The sequence below is a fragment of the Prevotella sp. P5-126 genome (assembly GCF_002251185.1).
Taxonomy (GTDB): domain Bacteria; phylum Bacteroidota; class Bacteroidia; order Bacteroidales; family Bacteroidaceae; genus Prevotella.
Window position 1 is genome coordinate 1 of the sequence record NZ_NPIZ01000029.1, and the last position, 18,123, is coordinate 18,123.

Genomic DNA, 18,123 nt, shown 5'->3' on the forward strand with positions numbered 1-18,123 from the left:
ATGATGCACCTATTATAAAGAAAAAGATAGGTATGAATGTTGATGGAAGAAATGACATTGATTATAGTCATAGTGGCATTTCTTTCAATGATGATGGTGGAGTTGACTCCATCATCATTTTCGGCACAAGAACCTTAACCGAATATTACGAAGGTAGTGTGCCAAATGATGATTATTTGGATGATTCTTCAAGTAGCCATGAAATAATTGGTTATTATTCAACAGATGGGACTGATAAGGATATGCATAAGACATTTTATCCATTTGCTAGAAGATTAAACTAGATGTCACAGATATGGTATATCCCAAAAATGATGAAGATTGTAATATGGCATTGAAATGTATGGACATGATAAAATGTAAGACTCATAATGTCTTAGTCAAACGTATGTGGTATATATAAAAAATGCATTCAGAAATGACAGCATTTTATAGATTATTTGTGCCAACACCTATATCATTGCCTTTGTTTATATACGTTCACTCTCAAAATACGCTAATGGAAAGATTACTGCACTTCACGAAATATTATATGGCAGAGGCAGACTTGGTGGCTCTGTTGGAAAGTCGTGGACTTGTCATTTCCGATGAAGCCAAAGCGGTTCGGTATTTGGAGAGCATCGGGTACTATCGCCTTTCCCCTTATATGTACCCATTCTTGATGTTTGTTTCTTTGTCGTCTTAGTCCGAGATGACTCTGATGAATTCAAGAAACTCGTTCATCCTTCGCTTTGTCTTTTGAAGAATAATCGAGAACGAACCTTTTTCAACTGGGATCCAATCGAAAAAGGTTCGGGATGAGTTCGGGATGGCTTCGGGAACAGATAAACTACCAATCGACAGTTTGTTGATAGTCGTCATGTGGTGAGTCGTGGTTCTCGTGTTTCGGCCTAATGCCCTCCCTTCTTTTGGGTGTTTGGCAGAAAACCTGCGATAATGCCCAATAATGGTAGGAAGGCACTTGCCTGGAAAATGAATTCGATGCTTGTTTTGTCTGCCAACCATCCAAAGAAGGCAGATCCGAGACCACCCAATCCAAACATCAGTCCGAAGAAGATACCGGCAATCAATCCCACCTTGTCGGGCATCAGATCTGTGGCGTAAACCACAATCGAGGAGAATGCCGATGCAATAACCAATCCAGAAAGGAAAGCGCAGACTATCGTCCAAGTGAAATTGGCGAATGGCATGGCTAATGCGAATGGTGCTGCACCGAGGATGGAGAACCATATCACGTATTTTCTTCCGAATCTGTCTCCAAACATTCCTCCTGCCAATGTGCCAATGGCAAAAGCGGTCAGGAAAACGAATAGGCAGATTTGTGATGTTTGTACGCTGACGCCGAACTTGTGGATCAGGAAAAACGTGAAGTAACTTGTGATACAGGAAGTATAGAAATATTTTGAGAATACGAGCAGAATCAAGATGGTTAGTGCTCCGTATTTCGCCCTTTTGGAGATGTCGGTATTCAGTCCCGTATTCTTTTGCGGATGCTTCACAGCATAGACTAGTCGCGCTCTAAACCATGTTCCAAGCCTTATCATGATGATAGCGGCAATTAGTGCTGCAATAGCAAAATAGGCAATCGCATGTTGACCAAAAGGCAGGATGATGATGGCGGCTAAGAGTGGCCCCATGGCAGAACCGCCGTTTCCTCCTACCTGAAAGATGGCTTGTGCCAAACTTTTCTTGCCGCCTGAAGCCATCTGTGCCACGCGTGATGCAGTAGGGTGGAATATGGATGAGCCAAAGCCTACCACGCTTACTGCCAGAAGGATTAAAAGATAGTTTTCTGCAAATGCCAGCAACAGCAACCCTGTTAATGTGAAGCACATGCCAATCGACAGGGCGTAGGGGCGTGGGTGCTTGTCGGCATAATAGCCAGTAAAAGGTTGTAGGATGGACGAAGTCATTTGGAATACCAAGGTGATGATGCCTATCTGTGCGAAGGAGAAGTCAAATCTGTCTTTGATGATAGGATAGATGGACGGGATGATTGACTGGATCATATCGTTGAGAAAGTGGGAAATGCCACATATCATCAGCATGGAATAGACTGTTCTTTCCGTCATGGTAGGTTTTCCTTTGATGATGCTACCTATTGATTTCATGTGTTATCAGTCGTTTATTGCGTTTAGCAATTGTTTGAGTTGTTCGAAATTGTCTGCCACTTCAATCATATTGTGCCAGTTTCCGCGAATCATTCCTTTTTGGTCGAGGTCATCCATGAGTGCGATGAGTGCGTTCCAAAATCCTTTCATATTATAAAGGATGACTTTCTTAGCATGGTATCCGATACATTTTGAAGCTACTACACAGAAGATTTCGTCAAGCGAGCCAACACCTCCAGGAAGAGCAACCACCACGTCACATTGGTCAATCATCAGACTCTTGCGGTCGGCAAGGTTATCTGTGGGGATATGTACATCGATATAGTCGGATGTTCGTCCACCTTTTTCTACAAGTGATGGTACAACGCCGATGACCCGTCCACCTCCATCGTGTACGGCTTTAGCGATGCAGTTCATCAGTCCTTGGTTGGTGCCTCCAAAGATGAGATCGTGATGGTTGGCTACCATCCATTTTCCCAACTCTTCTGTCATACTGAAGAAATCGGGGTCTATATGCTCGTTGGCAGAGCAGAATACTGTAATTTTCATAGTTATTTTAAATGTTTATAAACCTCTCATCGACAACGATATGCGTTGGCGTTTTATATCAACCTCAGTCACTCTTACTGCTACATGTTGGTGTAGTTTCACCACATCATTCGGGTCTTTCACAAATCTGTCTGCCAGTTGTGAGATGTGTACCAGTCCGTCATGATGAACACCAATATCTACAAATGCTCCGAAATTGGTGATATTGGTCACTATTCCTGGCAAGAGCATTCCCACTTGCAGGTCATTAATCTCATGTACGCGTGAGTCAAATTCGAATACTTCTACGGCTGCACGTGGGTCGCGACCAGGCCGTTGAAGTTCTGCCATGATGTCGGTAAGGGTGGGCATACCGGTCGTGTCGGAAACGTAGTTCTTGAGGTCAACTGATTTTTGTAGTTCTTTGTTGTCAATAAGTTGTTCCACAGTACATCCCTTGTCCTTTGCCATTGCTTTCACAATATCGTAGCTTTCGGGATGAACGGCGCTATTGTCGAGTGGATTCTTGGCTCCAGGGATGCGTAGGAAACCAGCACATTGCACGAAGGCTACAGGACCGAGGCGTGGAACTTTCTTGAGTTCTGCACGCGATTTGAAGGCCCCGTTCTTTTCACGATATTCCACGATATTTTTGGCGGTTGTGGCATTGAGACCGCTGACATACATTAAGAGGTGACGACTTGCCGTGTTGAGGTTTACTCCAACGGTATTAACGCATGATTCCACCACCATATCAAGACTCTTTTTCAGTTCTCCTTGATCCACATCGTGCTGATATTGTCCCACGCCAATACTTTTGGGGTCAATCTTCACAAGTTCGGCAAGCGGATCCATCAGTCGTCGGCCTATCGATACGGCTCCGCGCACGGTAACGTCCTCGTTGGGGAATTCCTCGCGTGCCGCTTCTGATGCCGAATAGACCGATGCTCCATCTTCACTCACCACAAAGATATTGGTATCTGTATCAAGTCCAATCTCTTTCAAGAATGTGGAAGTCTCACGACTTGCAGTACCGTTGCCCACGGCAATAGCCTCTATCTTGTATTTCTTCACCATGTCAAGTACTTGACGAGCAGCCCCTTGACGGTCGTTTTTAGGAGCATGGGGATAGATGGCTTCAAAGTGGAGTAATGTGCCTTGGGCATCGAGGCAGACAACTTTGCATCCGGTACGGAATCCGGGATCTACGCCCATCACGCGTTTTTGTCCTAATGGTGCAGCCAAGAGAAGTTGACGCAGATTTTCGGCAAAAACTTTGATAGCTTCGTTGTCGGCAGCTTGTTTGCTTGATAGGGCATATTCTGTCTCTATTGATGGTTTTAGCAGGCGTTTGAAGGCATCGTCAGCCGCTTCGCCGACCAAATGACTGCAATCGCCTCGTCCTTGTACATATATTCTGCGGATTCTGTTCTTACATTCATCGTCATCGGCGGAAATACTGATACGCAGAAATCCCTCCTTCTCTCCGCGACGCATGGCGAGAAGTCGGTGTGAGGAACAACGCTTCAGAGGTTCAGAGAAATCGAAGTAGTCGCTGTATTTCTGTGCACCTTCGTCTTCTGCTTTGGTCTTCACAACCTTCGATGTGATGACTGCGTTATGGCGAAATACGTTGCGTATCTCTTTGCGCACCTTCTCGTTTTCGTTTATCGTTTCGGCAATAATAAATTTGGCGCCTTCTAATGCCTCTTCGGCAGACTGCACATCACCCTTGACGTATTTCTGTGCTGTCATCTGCGGGTTAGGATCCCGTTGTAGCATGATGGTATTGGCGAGCGGTTCTAATCCTTGTGCACGTGCGATGTCAGCTTTTGTGCGACGTTTAGGCTTGTAGGGCAGATAAATGTCCTCCAGTTCCGATATGTTCCAACAATCCTCAATACGTTTTCGTAGCGCATCAGTCATTTTTCCTTGCTCCTCTATTGTCGTCACGATAGTTTCTTTGCGTTTAGCCACATCTTGTAGTTTTTCGCGCATGAGTGCAATATCTGCCACCTGCACTTCATCCATGTTGCCAGTACGTTCCTTTCTGTATCGGCTGATGAAAGGAACGGTACAGTTTTCTTCAAGCAGTTGTATAGTATTGTCCACGCCTCGCTCAGGCAAAGCAAGGGCGTTGGCTATGATTTTTGTAAATACGTTCATATCTTATGTCGGGTATTTTCTGGCATTTTGTCGTTTTTGTCTTTGTCAAAATACAAAGGTACGATTAAGCGAGCGAAAAACCAAATTATATTTGAGTTTTTCCGAGCGTGAGTACCTTCGCATCCGTGATGCAGAGGTACGATTAAACGAGCGAAATACGAAGAAAAGCAGATTTTTTGCTCATCCAGGAAATGAAGTGATATTGTCTGTTGTATAAGTTCGTTGTGGCGTGTATTATGATGATTGATAGCAGAAATCTCACGCTTTCGTTAAGCCAAATAAATAGAACCACAATTTTTAGGTATTGCACTATAAGCGCAAAACCTCTAACTTTGCAACCGCAAACAAGAAACGTTTCTTGCGGGTGTGTCTGTCTCATGGAGATTGATCCCCGCAGCATCAATCAAGATTCAACAACAAGCAATAGTAAATCAGAAAAAATGAAACCGACAATTGTTATTTATGGTTCTTCCACAGGTACATGCCAGGGAATTGCCGAAACCATAGCCGCCAAGCTCGGCGTGGGTGCATTAGATGTTGCCAATATCAGTTCAGATATCGTAGTAGCCAACGATAACCTCATTCTCGGTACTTCCACATGGGGAGTGGGCGAAATGCAGGATGACTGGTATTCTGGTGTAGAAACGCTCAAGAGCGCCGACTTAACCGGAAAAACCGTTGCCCTGTTTGGTTGTGGAGACAGCGATTCTTATTCAGATACGTTCTGTAGCGGTATGAAAGAAATTGCCGACGTAGTGAAAGCTGCAGGTGCAACGTTGCTCGAAGGAGTTCCAACCGATGATTATTCTTTCTCCGATAGCGAAGCGGTAGAGAATGGAAAGTTCTTAGGACTTGCCCTTGACGATATTAACGAAAGCGACAAAACAGAAACTCGCATCGATACATGGCTCGAAGCCATTAAACCATTTTTATAGTCAATAACAATCTCCAAATCCTATAAGCGATTTGGCCAAAACTCCAGTCACAATGCAGTCAGTCACCATGCCAATAGATCTGAAGGTTCTGATGAACCATATTTATGAGTATAAAAAAGGTGTGCGCCGTATGGTGTTGTTCACCTTCAACAAAAAGTATGAAACTTTTGCCGTGTCGAAGCTGAAGCGCGAGGATATTGATTATATCATCCAGCCCATCGGCAACGACCGCCTCAATCTCTTCTTTGGCAAACGTGAATGTCTGGATGCTATCCGTATGATGGTCACAAAACCGTTGTGTCATCTTTCTCCAGAAGAGGATTTTATCTTAGGAGCCATGTTAGGCTACGACATCTGTGCACAGTGTGAACGCTATTGCGAACGCAAGAAACGGGTGAGCTGACATGCGCTACTTACCATAGCTTTCTGACCGATTCTGGTTCAAGATAGTCCCATCTGTCGATTCTATAAATGGAATATTACAGATGGGACGTCTTGGCTTGATCTTTCTCGTCATGTTATAGAAATTGCAAGTACAGGGAAAGAAATACACGTAAATAGTTGGCTGTCTCAAAATAATCCCATAATTTTGCGCTTTCATTCGACAAGCGTAATAGAACAGCATTATGGCATTATCCAATATAGAGAAACATTATAACAAACATCCCGAAGACTTGCGCTTACTGCGCAGACACGGTATTGTTGAGTTTGAAACCACCATGTACCATCTGCGCAGATTTCTGAAACCCGGTTATCGTTTGCTTGATATTGGTGCAGGTACAGGGCGCTACACCTCGGCACTCATGGCAGAAGGCTATGAGGTGAAAGCTGTGGAATTGGTGCGTCGCAATATTGATGTGTTTTTGAAACGGGAACCAACAGCCGATGTTGTGCAGGGCGATGCACGCCACATGCCGTTTGTGCCTACAGCATCGGCAGATGTCACGCTTCTGCTTGGTCCGCTCTATCATCTTATTGGTGATGATGAGAAATTGAAAGCATTAAAAGAAGCCAAGCGCGTGACCAAGCCAGGAGGTCTGATCTTTGTTGCCTATCTGATGAACGAATATAGCATTCTGTCGTATTGTTTTGACGAAGACAGAATAGGAGGCTTATTGGATAGAGGAGTAGTGGATCAGAATTTCCACATTCAAGCACAGGCAGACGAACTGTATGACTATGTGCGTTTGGAGGATATTAATCGATTGGACGAAAATGCAGGATTGGAACGAGTGACGATATTCTCGCCTGATGGTGCCTCTGATTATATGCGTACACGACTCAACCGTATGAGTGATGAGACCTTTGCCCATTTCATAGCCTATCAGAAGAGTATTTCCGAGCGTGCTGATCTCATCGGTGCAGGCAGTCATGTGGTAGATGTGGTGCGCGCTTGACATCAAACAGCTCATCTTCCTGGACAGAACACTCAGGTTCCTCCTAAATCCTAACACCCGATTCGAGAAAAAATCCCCATCCATCATGATCAATAAGCGGTCATGTGGATGGGGAAAATCGCATAGAATATAGGGTTTTTAAGCCTCGGCTTTGTCTTTAGGCAATACGAGATTGAGGATGACTGCCAATAGGAACACCACTGCCACACAGTTGTTGGCGAATACGGTGCGGACAATCTCAGGGAAGATGTTGAACATCTCTGTGGCTTGGGTGAAGCCAAGTCCGACGCTCAGCGACAGACTGACAATGACCATGTTGCGATGAGATGAACCGCAACGGCCCATCATGCCGAAGCCAGCATAGAGGATGCTGCCAAACATCATCAGCGTGCAACCGCCCAAAACACATTGTGGAATCGTGGTTAGTGCATAACCTATCATGGGGAATATTCCACCCAGAATCATGATGAGGGCACCCGTGGCGATGGTGAAACGGTTGATAATGCCCGACATGGCAACCAATCCTACATTCTGTGAGAAAGAGGTGATAGGGGTACAGCCAAACAGTCCCGATACCGAACTGACGAAACCGTCGCAACTGACAGCGGCTCCCATCTCACGCTCGTTGGGGTCGCGTTTCAAAGCACTATTGCAGAGCGCACTCGTGTCACCAATAGTCTCGGTGGCAGATACCAGATAGACGGCAACGATAGACAGAATGGCTCCGATATTGAAGGTTGGGGTGAAAGGCAACAGATGGGGCAATGACAGGATAGGACGACTACCGATGCCACTGAAATCGACCATGCCCATGCACAAGGCAAGGATGTAACCTGCCACAAGACCTACCAAAACAGATAGTGAACGAAGAAAACCTTTTGCAAACACCTGACAGAGCAGACATGTGAGTAGGGTGATGCTGCCCACAATCCAGTTGTTGATACTGCCAAAGTCGGCAGCTCCTTGTCCTCCGGCAAACGAGTTGGCACCAATGGGAAGCAACGAGAATCCAATAGCAGTTACTACCGTTGCTGCCACCACAGGTGGAATCAGTTTAATCCAGTAGCGTGCAAACAGGCCGAGTGTGCCTTCTACCAATCCACCGATAATTACGGCCCCCATCAGTGTACCCATGCCTTGTGTGGCAGCGATGCTGATGGCCAGCGACAAGAAGGTGAATGAAATACCCATGACGATAGGCAACCGTGAACCGATGCGCCATATCGGATAGAGCTGTACCAACGTGCCGATACCGGCAATAATCATACAGTTTTGAATGAGCATACTGCTGGTGACACTATCGATACCGATAGCACCTGCCAGAATCATGATAGGGGTGATGTTGCTGACAAACATGGCCAGTACATGTTGCAGACCGAAGGGTACGGCCTTGCCGACGGGAACACGTCCGTCGAGTTGATAGAGATTACTGATGTCTTGTCCCATATAAAAATGTAATGGATGAGAATTAAAAAATCCTTGCAAAGGTAATTGTTTTTTCGGGAATATCCAAAGAAATACCATTCAAAACCTATTCATATCCACTTCTCATTCCATGCAAGGAGCTGATAGACTTTGATGCCAGCTTAGGACGATGCCTATGACATGTTTTTTGGACTATCTTCTTGTATCTTTTGCAAAATTAGTGTATCTCTGCATCCAGAGATGCTAAGGTACTCACGCTCGGAAGTACAAAAGAAAAAGTGATTTTTCTTTTGTACTTCGCTCGCTTAATCGTATCTTTGTAGCCAGATATGAAATATATTGCAATAGCAACGCTTCTTGCCGTCACATTCAATGCCCATGCCCAACAGCGCGAACCTCTTGCCGACAGTCTTGACTATCGGATGGAACGCCAGAATTCGGCATCGGCGGGTGATCATTCGCCATTATGGCTTCATGCCAATAAGTATGGACTCAGTTCGCTCAAAACTACTAATGGCTTTTGGCGTGCAATCATAGAGCGTCCACTCTCACGTGATGATAGTCGGCGCTGGGGTATTGGTTATGGCCTTGACATGGCTTTAACGGACAGATATACCAGCCGTTTTGTTGTTCAACAAGCCTATGCTGAGGTGCGCTGGCTCAAGGGTGTGATCACCGTGGGTAGTAAAGAACAACCCATGCAGTTGAAAGATCAGGAACTCAGCAGTGGTTCACAAACTCTGGGTATCAATGCCCGCCCTGTTCCACAAGTGCGACTTTCCTTGCCCGACTATTGGACCATTCCCGGCACACACCATTGGCTTGCCATAAAAGGACATATTGCCTATGGCAAGACAACCGATGACCATTGGCAGACTGAGTTTACCCAAAGGCAATATAAATACACGCAAAGCACTCTTTATCACAGCAAGGCAGGCTATCTGCGTATTGGAAATGCCAACAAAATCATCGTGTCGCTTGAACTCGGACTGGAGATGGCGGCACAGTTTGGCGGCACCTCATATCTGCGGCAAAGTGATGGCTCGATGAAGGCCTATCACAATCAAGGCGGACTGAAAGGAATGATAAAGGCATTGGTGCCAGGAGGCGGCGATGTGTTGGAAACGGAGAACCGCAATGCTGCAGGCAATACCTTAGGCAGTTGGCTGGCACGTTTCAATTTCGATGCTGACGAATGGGGATTCAGTCTTTATGCCGACCATTTCTTTGAAGACCAGTCGGCGCTGACCCATCTCAGTCCTGATGGATATGGCGAGGGAGACCAATGGAACACGCAGGTGAAACGGCGCTACAATCTCTATGCCTTCAAAGATATGTTGTGGGGCTTTGAACTTCGTATTCCCGACCAACGATGGATGAATAAGATGGTGCTTGAATACCTCTATACCAAGTATCAGAGTGGTGCCATGTATCATGACCACGACCAAACACTGTCAGACCAAATTGCAGGTCTCGACAACTATTACAACCATTACCTCTATACCGGATGGCAACACTGGGGTGAGGTGATGGGCAATCCACTTTATACTTCACCTATTTATAATAGCGACCATCGTATTGCTGTGGAGAACAACCGTACTGTAGCCTGTCATCTTGGTATTGCCGGCGATCCTTCTTCCCGCTTACATTATCGCTTACTGGCTACGTGGCAGAAAGGTTTTGGCACCTATTGGGCACCGTTTCCCGATCCACGGCATAACGTCAGTCTATTGGCTGAAGCCTCTTACCGCTTGCGCGATGGTAAGGAACGATGGACTCGGGGATGGACGCTCAGAGGAGCTCTTGCCATGGACAGCGGAACGTTGCTGGGCGACAACTATGGTGTGCAACTCACTTTGATTAAGAACGGAATACTGAAATGGAGAAAGAGATAATGAAACGGCTGATATTTGTATTGACAATATGTATGGCTTTGGTGGCTTGCGACATCGAGACATCAGGCAATGGCGACCTCGATGGATTCTGGCAACTGCGCCAAGTAGATACTCTTGCCACAGAAGGCACAACAGACATGCGTCAATCGATGATTTATTGGGCTGTGCAAAACCGCTTGATAGAAGTGCGCTTGTTGGAGAATGAGGAGAGCAACGGCACGGGATATCTGTTTCATTTCGACCGGACAGACGACCAATTGAACCTCTCTGTTCCTTATCTGCATCTGCGCGACGAACCCGATGAGGAGGTGACCGACCTTGAGGTGATGCGTCCTTTCGGATTTGATGCCTTGCAACAGTCGTTTGCCATCAATTGCCTTGATAATGATAAAATGATTCTTGAAACGCAATATTTACGCCTACATTTCCGTAAATATTGATGCCCTGTTGTTTATTGTTTTTGTGACAATCTTATAGAAAGTAATGGATAATATTTTCAAATCTTGCCACCACGAACGGTGTCTCAGATAGTTGAGATCCATCTCCAGGCGGCGAAGCATCTTTTCCATGGTATCAGTATAGCCATTGTAAATGGTGGCATAGGAGGTGATTCCTGGACGTATTTGATATAGAAATTGATAGCGTGAATCTCTTTCCATAATCTGATCAATATAGTAGGGACGTTCAGGACGTGGACCGACAAACGACATTTCTCCTTTCAACACATTCCAGAACTGTGGCAGTTCGTCGAGGTGGTAGCGTCTCATCCATCGTCCGGCTTGAGTCAGTCTGATATCGGTGGCATTGTTGCAGAGCTGAGGACCGCTGTTCTCGGCATTGGTCACCATGGTGCGGAATTTATAGATGTAGAATGGGCGCCCGAAGCGTCCGATGCGTTCCTGCCGATAGATGATGGGACCGTCTTTCCCACGCCGTATTGCCAGATAGCAGGCGAGAAACAAAGGGGAGAAGATGATGATGCACATTCCTGCCATGATGAAGTCGAACCATCGCTTCACTTCTCGTTCAAAAGCATTCATGCCATCGTATATATAGTTGTCTATTTGTTTTGTTTGGGTATTATTCATATGTTATTTTTAACGTAGCAATCTTGGTTTTATTATCTACGTAGTAGGAAAATATAGATGTTTTGTCGCAATTTGTTGGGCAACAGTCTTACAACACACCGCATCAGCATGTTTGTTGTCATCTCTATGGTGCTGATATACTTGAACTGATGAAAGGATCGCAATAGGTTGATTTCCGACTTGGTGTATCGCCAGCCGCCCCGTCTGCCGAAGAAGTCTGTAGAGGTGCGGAAGTGTATGAGCGGCTGTTGCAGGTTGTGAAATCGTGCCCCGTCCATGATGAGTCTTACCCATAGGTCGTAGTCTTCAAACAGATAGATGTCATGGTATCCACCTACACGCATCACCGCTTCGCGGCGGAACATCACCGTAGGATGGTTCATCGGGTTGCGGTGTTTGCCAAACCTCACAATGTCGGCATGGTGCTCGGGCAACCGCCGTATAGAGATGGTCTCTGAGGGAGTGGCGCAAAACTCGTCGGTCCATCCTCCCAACACGTCACAGTCAGGGTGTTCTGCCATGTAGTTGTATTGCAGTTCCAGTCGGTTGGGGTAGCAGATGTCATCGGTATCCATGCGCATCACAAGGTCGTTGTGGCAGTGGCGAAGACCTTCGTTGAGTGCCAGTCCAAGTCCACGGTTTTCCTTGAGTGGCACAAACTGCAGTTCGGGATAATTGTTTCGGTAGCAGTCAATCATCGTGTCCAGCGCTTCTGTCAGCGGGCCATCGCCCACGAGTATTATCTCGCTGGCACGGAAAGTCTGACTGAACACGCTGTCTAAACATTGACGTAGGTATTCTGGCTTTTCCCGATGATAGACGGAGAGCAATATACTGCAGTTTATTTGTTGCATGGCTTGCTTGTTTTAATACATCTGTTCATGCGTTGTTATATGGTTATCCAATGGCTGGGCACAGGAGTGACCGCAGCCTGTCGTCGCCACCAGAGCTTTGGCCCAATGTTGATGGCACCGGTCTGTGTTGCCAACCAAGCGCCCCACCATGAGAACGATGAATTGGCGATGATATGATGTCGGCAGAGGGTCATCAGATGCATGTCCTGTATGCCCTGTTTGCCGTTGTTCCAGTCGGCAAAGATGGCTTCTACATCGTTGAGCAATGGTTGCAGATGGTTTTTACACCATACAATATCATCGGAGAAGATGCAGAACAACTGTGTCTGAGCGTGTTGTCGGATGTAGTGGATGGCTTGGGTGTAATAGTCGGTGGCGGTGAGATCATAAAATAGCTTATCGCCGATATAGTCGGTACGCCGCACATGGATGCTGACAGCCTCTTCCTTTTCCAACCGTTGTGCCAATGCGGTGTTGGCTTCATCGGCGAAGTCGGGAAAGTGAAATCGTTCCATGAGTATGTCACGGCAGTCGCTGAAATAATCCTCATGTTGCCAGTAACCATCGTAATAGGTGTTGCCTTGTCGGCTAATAGCCTCATGGTCGATGGCAAAGTTGTGTGGCTCTACACACATGGTTCTTCGCTTGGGCAACAACCTGCTACCAAACCGCCATGATTGAAAGTTGGGGTAGGGGTAAGCCACGTGGGCTATCATTCCGCATGTTGCCTGTTTGATGTCGATGCCAAACACCTCGTTGAGTTGGTATTTTCGCCTATAGCCATTAAACCCATGCAGGTCTGCCATCACCATTTCATCGGGATGGTGTCGTTGCAAGGCGGTATAGAGGGCATATTGAAACATTTGGTTTCCAAGTCCTCCAAGTATCTTGACAATCTTTATCGGTTGTGTCATTATTATGCAAAGGTAATGATAAATCAGCAGAAATGCAAACGATGTTGCGAAATATCTTGGCGCAACTATCTGCCAAATTGTTGCTTGACGGTCATAATCGTCTTCCCGATGGCCAGCATGAGTCGTAGAGAAATGCCCTTGTGCATGGTACCGATGATTTTGGCATCATGCTGCCACGCTTGATAGATATGGATGCTACGGCTGATCTGCCCTTCGTGGTCGTGGGCTGACTCCACGATGAGTGTTGGATAATAGACGATGGCTGACGCGCGAAGCATACGGTAGTACCATTCCACATCGACCAGCCATTGCAACGGCTCATGAAACGCCTGTCGCTTGTCGCATCGAAATGCTACGCAGGCACATGGCCCGATGGCGTTGAGGCCAAATAGCGTGGTGGGGTGGTGCAGCATCCATCGTTTCAATCGTGAAGGAAAGTGTCGCTTCTTTCGTTTCTCTCCTATCATGACGTGCACTTCCGATACGGCAATATCGGCATTGGTCTGTCGTATGACGTGCAGTAACTGGGCGAGATAGTTGTTGCCCACCAAGGCTTCGTCGTGGTGGAGTACAATGCCATATGTGCCCGTAACCTTGCCGAGTCCTTCGTTCCAATTGCCCACCGCCCCCAACTGAGGTCGGTTGTGGTGGTAATTGATTCGATCATCGTGGAGTCCCATGACATACCGTTCGATGCGATTGTCGGTAGAATCGTCGCAGACTATGATTTCCATACTTACCCCTTCTTGGCTGCGCACACTGTCTATAGCACGTTGTGCTAATGCCAGATGGTTGTAGGTTGGGATGATGATAGAGAAGTTGGGAGTCATGATTACGGATGTGATAAGGTTTGATGTTTCTGATTGATGAGATACATGCAAATCAACAATACAGAGAGCGACAATACATTGTCGATACTGCCACCCCAGAAGAGATCGAGTGCCAGTCCGAGAAACAGTCCTAGTTCGGGCGCATAGTGTTTATAGCTACTGTAATGTGAGAAGGTGCGGAATAGTGAAGCGATGAACAAGAACATCAATGGGAGTCCGAAACACAATCCGAAGAGCAGAATGGTCGATTCTGTCACATCGGCTGTTGCCAGCGTTCTGACGCTGAAGCGCGTGTGGTCTGTCACTTGTTGAAACAGAAAACCATTGCCAACCAACGGGCTGTCGTTGAGTCGGTCGATGGTGTGTCCCCATAGTTTATAACGGAAATAATTACTCTCACTACTCATCATTGTCCATCGGGTCAGTACAACCACCATACCTATCGTGGCACATATTCCCGACAGCAGATAGCTTCGATGGCGATAGAGGTGGAAGGTGATGAGCACCAAGACTAACGCCAACGAGATGAAGTAGCGGAGTGACCCTGCCAATAGCAGATTGACCACCATCAGAAAGGCTATAGAATAGCGCAACCTTTTCCGAAGTCCCATCTCGTTGATGAGGAAACATAGTGCCAAAAACGAAATACTACCCGAATAGAGCGAATTACCCTTGATGCCTTGAAAGCGCGGAATCAGTTCTCCGGGACGGATGGTCAGATACACCCATGGCAACTTCACTCCTGCCACCTGCAGTATATTCGCCATGAGATCGGCTGCAAAGATGGCATAAACGGTATATTTCACAGCGGTCAGCAACCGGCTTTTGTCTTTTACTCCCATCAGCATGACGGTGAGGAAATAAAACTGAATCCATCGTGCCAATGGTGCTGTTTCGGTGGGGCGCGCCATCATCATGAAGAGCCCGACAATGAGCGAGGCTGCCGTGAAGCCTGCAAACAAGGGTACACTCTTCACACATGTTGCAAAGGTGTGCTGGGAAAACAACAGCAGTAGCGCCCCTGCTAACAGCGGAACGAAGGCGTAGCCGGCAAACTGGAGCAATACCAGTGCGATGGCAAATAGTGTTATGCCGAGTTCTTCGCGTGTCTTCATAACGGTTGACTGTTGGGAGTGAAACAGATATAAACGCCCATCACGATGGTTTTTAGCAGATACGCCAATAATATTGCCATCGCCAATGCCGACGATCCCCAATGCAGGGGTAACAGCCATAGGGCCAACAGACATGTGGCAACAGCCCATACGACATTGAACAGGAATCCTGTCCACATCTTGCCGATGCTATAAATTGCCATCTCTATCACGTTTGACACACAGGCAAACACCACCGATACGGCGAGCAGTGACAGTGTGACATGGTTGGTGTAGTCTGTGCCATAGAGAGGCATGATGACAGGGGCTGCCACAATGATCAGTAATGCCAACAGCGAGGCAATACCTGCGATGAGTTGGATGTGCAGGCGGAGCGTGTGGCTGAAGGTCTGACTCTCTGTCATGCTCGATAGGATGGGGAGGGCTATCTGACTGATAGCACCTGGAACAAACATGATGATGATTTTCCATTGGTCGGCAGCTTCAAATACTGCCAGTTCTGCGTAGCCGTCGTGCCTCACGAGCATGGCGCGGATAGTCCAGAATACGGGAGTGACCATCAGCGCCGATAGTGCTGCTGGCAGACTGTAGGTCAACAGCAGTTGCCAGTCTTTCTTACGGATAGCCACACCGTGGGTGGCGATGCCTGCGTGTTGCAGGGTGCGCCTCACGGCAAAATGGTAGGCTATATAGAGCACCGCCACACCGAGTCCGAATCCCACAACAGCACCTTCCAATCCATAGATCCAGGCACCGGTGGTCATCAATGTCGCTTCTGCCACGCTGCCCACAAGGGTGCATAGCGCTATGCTGCGAAAGTCTTCCATTCCTGCAAGAATACCGTTGAGTGACCCGTTAAGGGTTGATCCCAATAGCATCAGTCCGCCCAGCATCAATGCTGTTTGCAACTGTGGCGAGTGGAGAATATTGTTTGCCAATAGTCCCGAACAACCTATCATGACCACCATGATTCCCATTCCAAACCATAGGGCGAAGCGGTTGGACATGGCGCAGATGGAAGCTGCCTGTGCGCTGTCAGTATGGCGGTGTTGGGCTATGAAGCGTGTTGCTGTCACTCCGATGCCTGCTGCACCAAACACAATGAACATGCCGATGGTGGAACGCACCATGCCGAGCTCGCCAAACTGGGTTTTGCCCAACAGTCGGGCACAGCCGATGCCTGCCAGCAATACCAGCAGTTTGCCCACAGCCGTCCCGGTAAAGGTCCATAGCGCGCCATTTGCCATGCGTCGTTTGATGTCAGACTTCAATCGTGTGCGGTTCATGCTGTTTTCTCTTCCTCTGTTTCTTCCGTGTCGTTGAGTTGTCGAATATAGAGTACTATCATGGGCAACAGCAGCGCCAAGAGCCATGCTGCTCCAAAGGTCCATAGCTTACGGGGGAAGATGGGGCGCAACTTTCCCATTGGCGGTGTTACCACGCGTATGTTTTTATTGTTGAATGCTCTGTCGATGCCGTTTTCTTCACGCTTCTGCAACAGATAGACGTATAGCGATTCAATCACCTTCTGTTGGCGTTTGGTGGGAAGCATCTTGCTCTTTTTAGTGGGCAGTTCTGCCGCCTTCCCTGTCAGTTCCTGTTCTTTGGCTACCACCCCTTTGAGTTGAATCTCTATTTGCGACAGGGCATGGCTGATTGAAGCGGCAATGGCATTGTGCATGGGCGCAATCTGCGCATCGAGGTCGCGCACCAAGGGATTGCGCTCACTGCTGTTTGCTGCCAGATTCTGCCGTTTCAGCAGTAGCGTGTTGTAATTTGCAATCTGTTTGGCAATATTGTCGTTGTCGGGTAGAATGTTGCCTGGCAATACCTGATGGTTGTCTCCTTCCTTGCTCATCAACTGTTGCATGTGTTTCAACACATACCGTTGGTTGCTCAGTTTGAGCATCATCTCATTGATATCGGCAGCAGATATTGCCATTGCGTTAGGTGTGGCAGCCCCTATTTCCAACAGGTTGTCGTGCTCGTAGTCGGCGAGTTTGCCATCCAGTTGGCTGAGTGCCTCTTCTATCTCAGTGATGCGCTGATTGATGAAGTTGGTTGAGGCCTGTCGCTCTTCGTCCTTGTCGGCTTGCCACGCTTGAAGATACACCCTTGTCAGCTCGTTGAGTATCAGTTCTGCACGACTGCTGAAAGCGTCATCGTAACTGAGTTGCACTATCGACGTGTTGTTGTTGAGCACATCGCCTTTGATTCGCTTCAAACAGCGTTCTGCCATCTCGTAGGGTGGCTGTTTGGTAATGGTGATGGTGAGTGTCTTTGCCTGGTGCATCAGCGTTTGGAAGGCTGGAGTTGATATTAAGGTGACGGGACCGAGGGGCGTGACACAAACGCTGTTGATGTGTCCGCTTACCTCACCTTTCATCTGTTCTTTGTTTTTCTCGAAATCGGTCAATACCACAGCCCCGTCCTCGTGTAGTGTGGCGCGGAGCCGCAGTTTGTCTGCATCTGTTGCTGCACCAAACTGCGCCTTTATGGGCAGTGTCTCGCCGTAGCGTTCTTCGCGTGTAAACCAGTTGCCTGTGGTGTAGGTCATATCGAGATGGTTGTCTTTCACTACCTTCATCATCAAGGCTGGCGAGAGAAATACTTCCAATTCATTATCCACATTCGATGTGATGTTGAATCCCATATTGGCAAACATGTTCATGCCTATCATGCTCGACAGCATACTGCCTGGCGATGTCTCATCTTTCACCATGATGTCGGTGGTGCGACGATATAGTGGTGTGACAACAAGCTGGAACAACACCCCTGTAATGGTCATGGCAATGGTGCTCACGGCAAACCATCGCCAGTGGCTGATGCACATCTGGAGAAAACTCTTCTGAACTTTTTTCATAG

At 47.4% G+C, this 18,123-nt stretch carries 18 protein-coding genes; 7 read left to right on the forward strand and 11 right to left on the reverse strand.

Annotation, left to right across the window (positions count from 1 at the left end):
• A partial coding sequence (locus CIK90_RS14095; RefSeq protein WP_158216016.1) for a hypothetical protein occupies positions 1 to 284 on the forward strand: 284 nt, incomplete at its 5' end.
• Positions 285 to 499: 215 nt separating this feature from the next.
• Positions 500 to 685, forward strand: a complete 186-nt coding sequence (locus CIK90_RS02270) for a hypothetical protein (RefSeq protein WP_094434065.1) — start codon at positions 500 to 502, stop codon at positions 683 to 685.
• A gap of 205 nt (positions 686 to 890) precedes the next feature.
• On the opposite strand, the gene CIK90_RS02275 is transcribed toward CIK90_RS02270, so the two are convergent.
• From CIK90_RS02275 to CIK90_RS02285, 3 genes are read right to left on the reverse strand one after another with little or no spacing between them, the layout of a single operon-like run.
• The gene (locus CIK90_RS02275; protein WP_094464248.1) at positions 891 to 2,111 is read right to left on the reverse strand and encodes an MFS transporter; all 1,221 of its coding nucleotides are present in this window, start codon (positions 2,109 to 2,111) and stop codon (positions 891 to 893) included.
• A gap of 6 nt (positions 2,112 to 2,117) precedes the next feature.
• Positions 2,118 to 2,660 carry a TIGR00730 family Rossman fold protein gene (locus CIK90_RS02280; protein WP_094464249.1) on the reverse strand — a complete coding sequence of 181 codons (543 nt, stop codon included), beginning with the start codon at positions 2,658 to 2,660 and terminating at the stop codon, positions 2,118 to 2,120.
• A 15-nt stretch (positions 2,661 to 2,675) separates the two neighbouring features.
• Positions 2,676 to 4,805 carry a Tex family protein gene (locus CIK90_RS02285; protein WP_094464250.1) on the reverse strand — a complete coding sequence of 710 codons (2,130 nt, stop codon included), beginning with the start codon at positions 4,803 to 4,805 and terminating at the stop codon, positions 2,676 to 2,678.
• 440 nt (positions 4,806 to 5,245) lie between these two features.
• On the opposite strand from CIK90_RS02285, the gene fldA reads away from it, so the two are divergent.
• From fldA to CIK90_RS02300, 3 genes are all read left to right on the forward strand, one after another.
• Positions 5,246 to 5,740, forward strand: a complete 495-nt coding sequence (gene fldA / locus CIK90_RS02290) for a flavodoxin FldA (protein ID WP_094390429.1) — start codon at positions 5,246 to 5,248, stop codon at positions 5,738 to 5,740.
• 52 nt (positions 5,741 to 5,792) lie between these two features.
• A complete protein-coding gene (locus tag CIK90_RS02295) occupies positions 5,793 to 6,143 on the forward strand; it encodes a DUF2023 family protein (RefSeq protein ID WP_094440639.1) in 351 nt (116 codons plus the stop codon).
• A gap of 223 nt (positions 6,144 to 6,366) precedes the next feature.
• Complete coding sequence (locus tag CIK90_RS02300) at positions 6,367 to 7,137, forward strand: bifunctional 2-polyprenyl-6-hydroxyphenol methylase/3-demethylubiquinol 3-O-methyltransferase UbiG (RefSeq protein WP_094390375.1); 771 nt, start codon at positions 6,367 to 6,369, stop codon at positions 7,135 to 7,137.
• Positions 7,138 to 7,275: 138 nt separating this feature from the next.
• Here CIK90_RS02300 and CIK90_RS02305 read toward each other — a convergent pair whose 3' ends face one another.
• Complete coding sequence (locus CIK90_RS02305; RefSeq protein WP_094390374.1) at positions 7,276 to 8,583, reverse strand: nucleobase:cation symporter-2 family protein; 1,308 nt, start codon at positions 8,581 to 8,583, stop codon at positions 7,276 to 7,278.
• Positions 8,584 to 8,891: 308 nt separating this feature from the next.
• On the opposite strand from CIK90_RS02305, the gene CIK90_RS02310 reads away from it, so the two are divergent.
• Complete coding sequence (locus CIK90_RS02310) at positions 8,892 to 10,457, forward strand: capsule assembly Wzi family protein (protein WP_094464251.1); 1,566 nt, start codon at positions 8,892 to 8,894, stop codon at positions 10,455 to 10,457.
• Entirely contained in the window at positions 10,442 to 10,897 is a 456-nt protein-coding gene (locus CIK90_RS02315; RefSeq protein ID WP_094464252.1) for a lipocalin-like domain-containing protein, read from the forward strand. The genes CIK90_RS02310 and CIK90_RS02315 overlap by 16 nt, the downstream gene beginning before the upstream one ends.
• On the opposite strand, the gene CIK90_RS02320 is transcribed toward CIK90_RS02315, so the two are convergent.
• From CIK90_RS02320 to CIK90_RS02350, 7 genes are all read right to left on the reverse strand, one after another.
• On the reverse strand, positions 10,877 to 11,545 hold the full coding sequence (locus CIK90_RS02320) for a sugar transferase (RefSeq protein WP_094464253.1): 669 nt from the start codon (positions 11,543 to 11,545) through the stop codon (positions 10,877 to 10,879). The genes CIK90_RS02315 and CIK90_RS02320 overlap by 21 nt on opposite strands.
• Before the next feature lie 32 nt (positions 11,546 to 11,577).
• Positions 11,578 to 12,399, reverse strand: coding sequence for a glycosyltransferase (locus tag CIK90_RS02325; RefSeq protein WP_254046252.1), 822 nt, complete (start codon positions 12,397 to 12,399; stop codon positions 11,578 to 11,580).
• 35 nt (positions 12,400 to 12,434) lie between these two features.
• Positions 12,435 to 13,313, reverse strand: a complete 879-nt coding sequence (locus CIK90_RS02330) for an alpha-1,2-fucosyltransferase (protein ID WP_254046253.1) — start codon at positions 13,311 to 13,313, stop codon at positions 12,435 to 12,437.
• A 65-nt stretch (positions 13,314 to 13,378) separates the two neighbouring features.
• Positions 13,379 to 14,143 (reverse strand): glycosyltransferase, encoded by a 765-nt coding sequence (locus CIK90_RS02335; RefSeq protein WP_094464254.1) that lies wholly within the window; start codon positions 14,141 to 14,143, stop codon positions 13,379 to 13,381.
• Positions 14,144 to 14,145: 2 nt separating this feature from the next.
• Entirely contained in the window at positions 14,146 to 15,258 is a 1,113-nt protein-coding gene (locus CIK90_RS02340; RefSeq protein ID WP_094390250.1) for a hypothetical protein, read from the reverse strand.
• Positions 15,255 to 16,544: an oligosaccharide flippase family protein gene (locus CIK90_RS02345; protein ID WP_094464255.1), complete on the reverse strand. Its 1,290-nt coding sequence runs from the start codon at positions 16,542 to 16,544 to the stop codon at positions 15,255 to 15,257. The genes CIK90_RS02340 and CIK90_RS02345 overlap by 4 nt, the downstream gene beginning before the upstream one ends.
• Positions 16,541 to 18,121 carry a hypothetical protein gene (locus tag CIK90_RS02350; protein WP_094464256.1) on the reverse strand — a complete coding sequence of 527 codons (1,581 nt, stop codon included), beginning with the start codon at positions 18,119 to 18,121 and terminating at the stop codon, positions 16,541 to 16,543. The genes CIK90_RS02345 and CIK90_RS02350 overlap by 4 nt, the downstream gene beginning before the upstream one ends.
• Between the last annotated feature and the right edge of the window lie 2 nt (positions 18,122 to 18,123).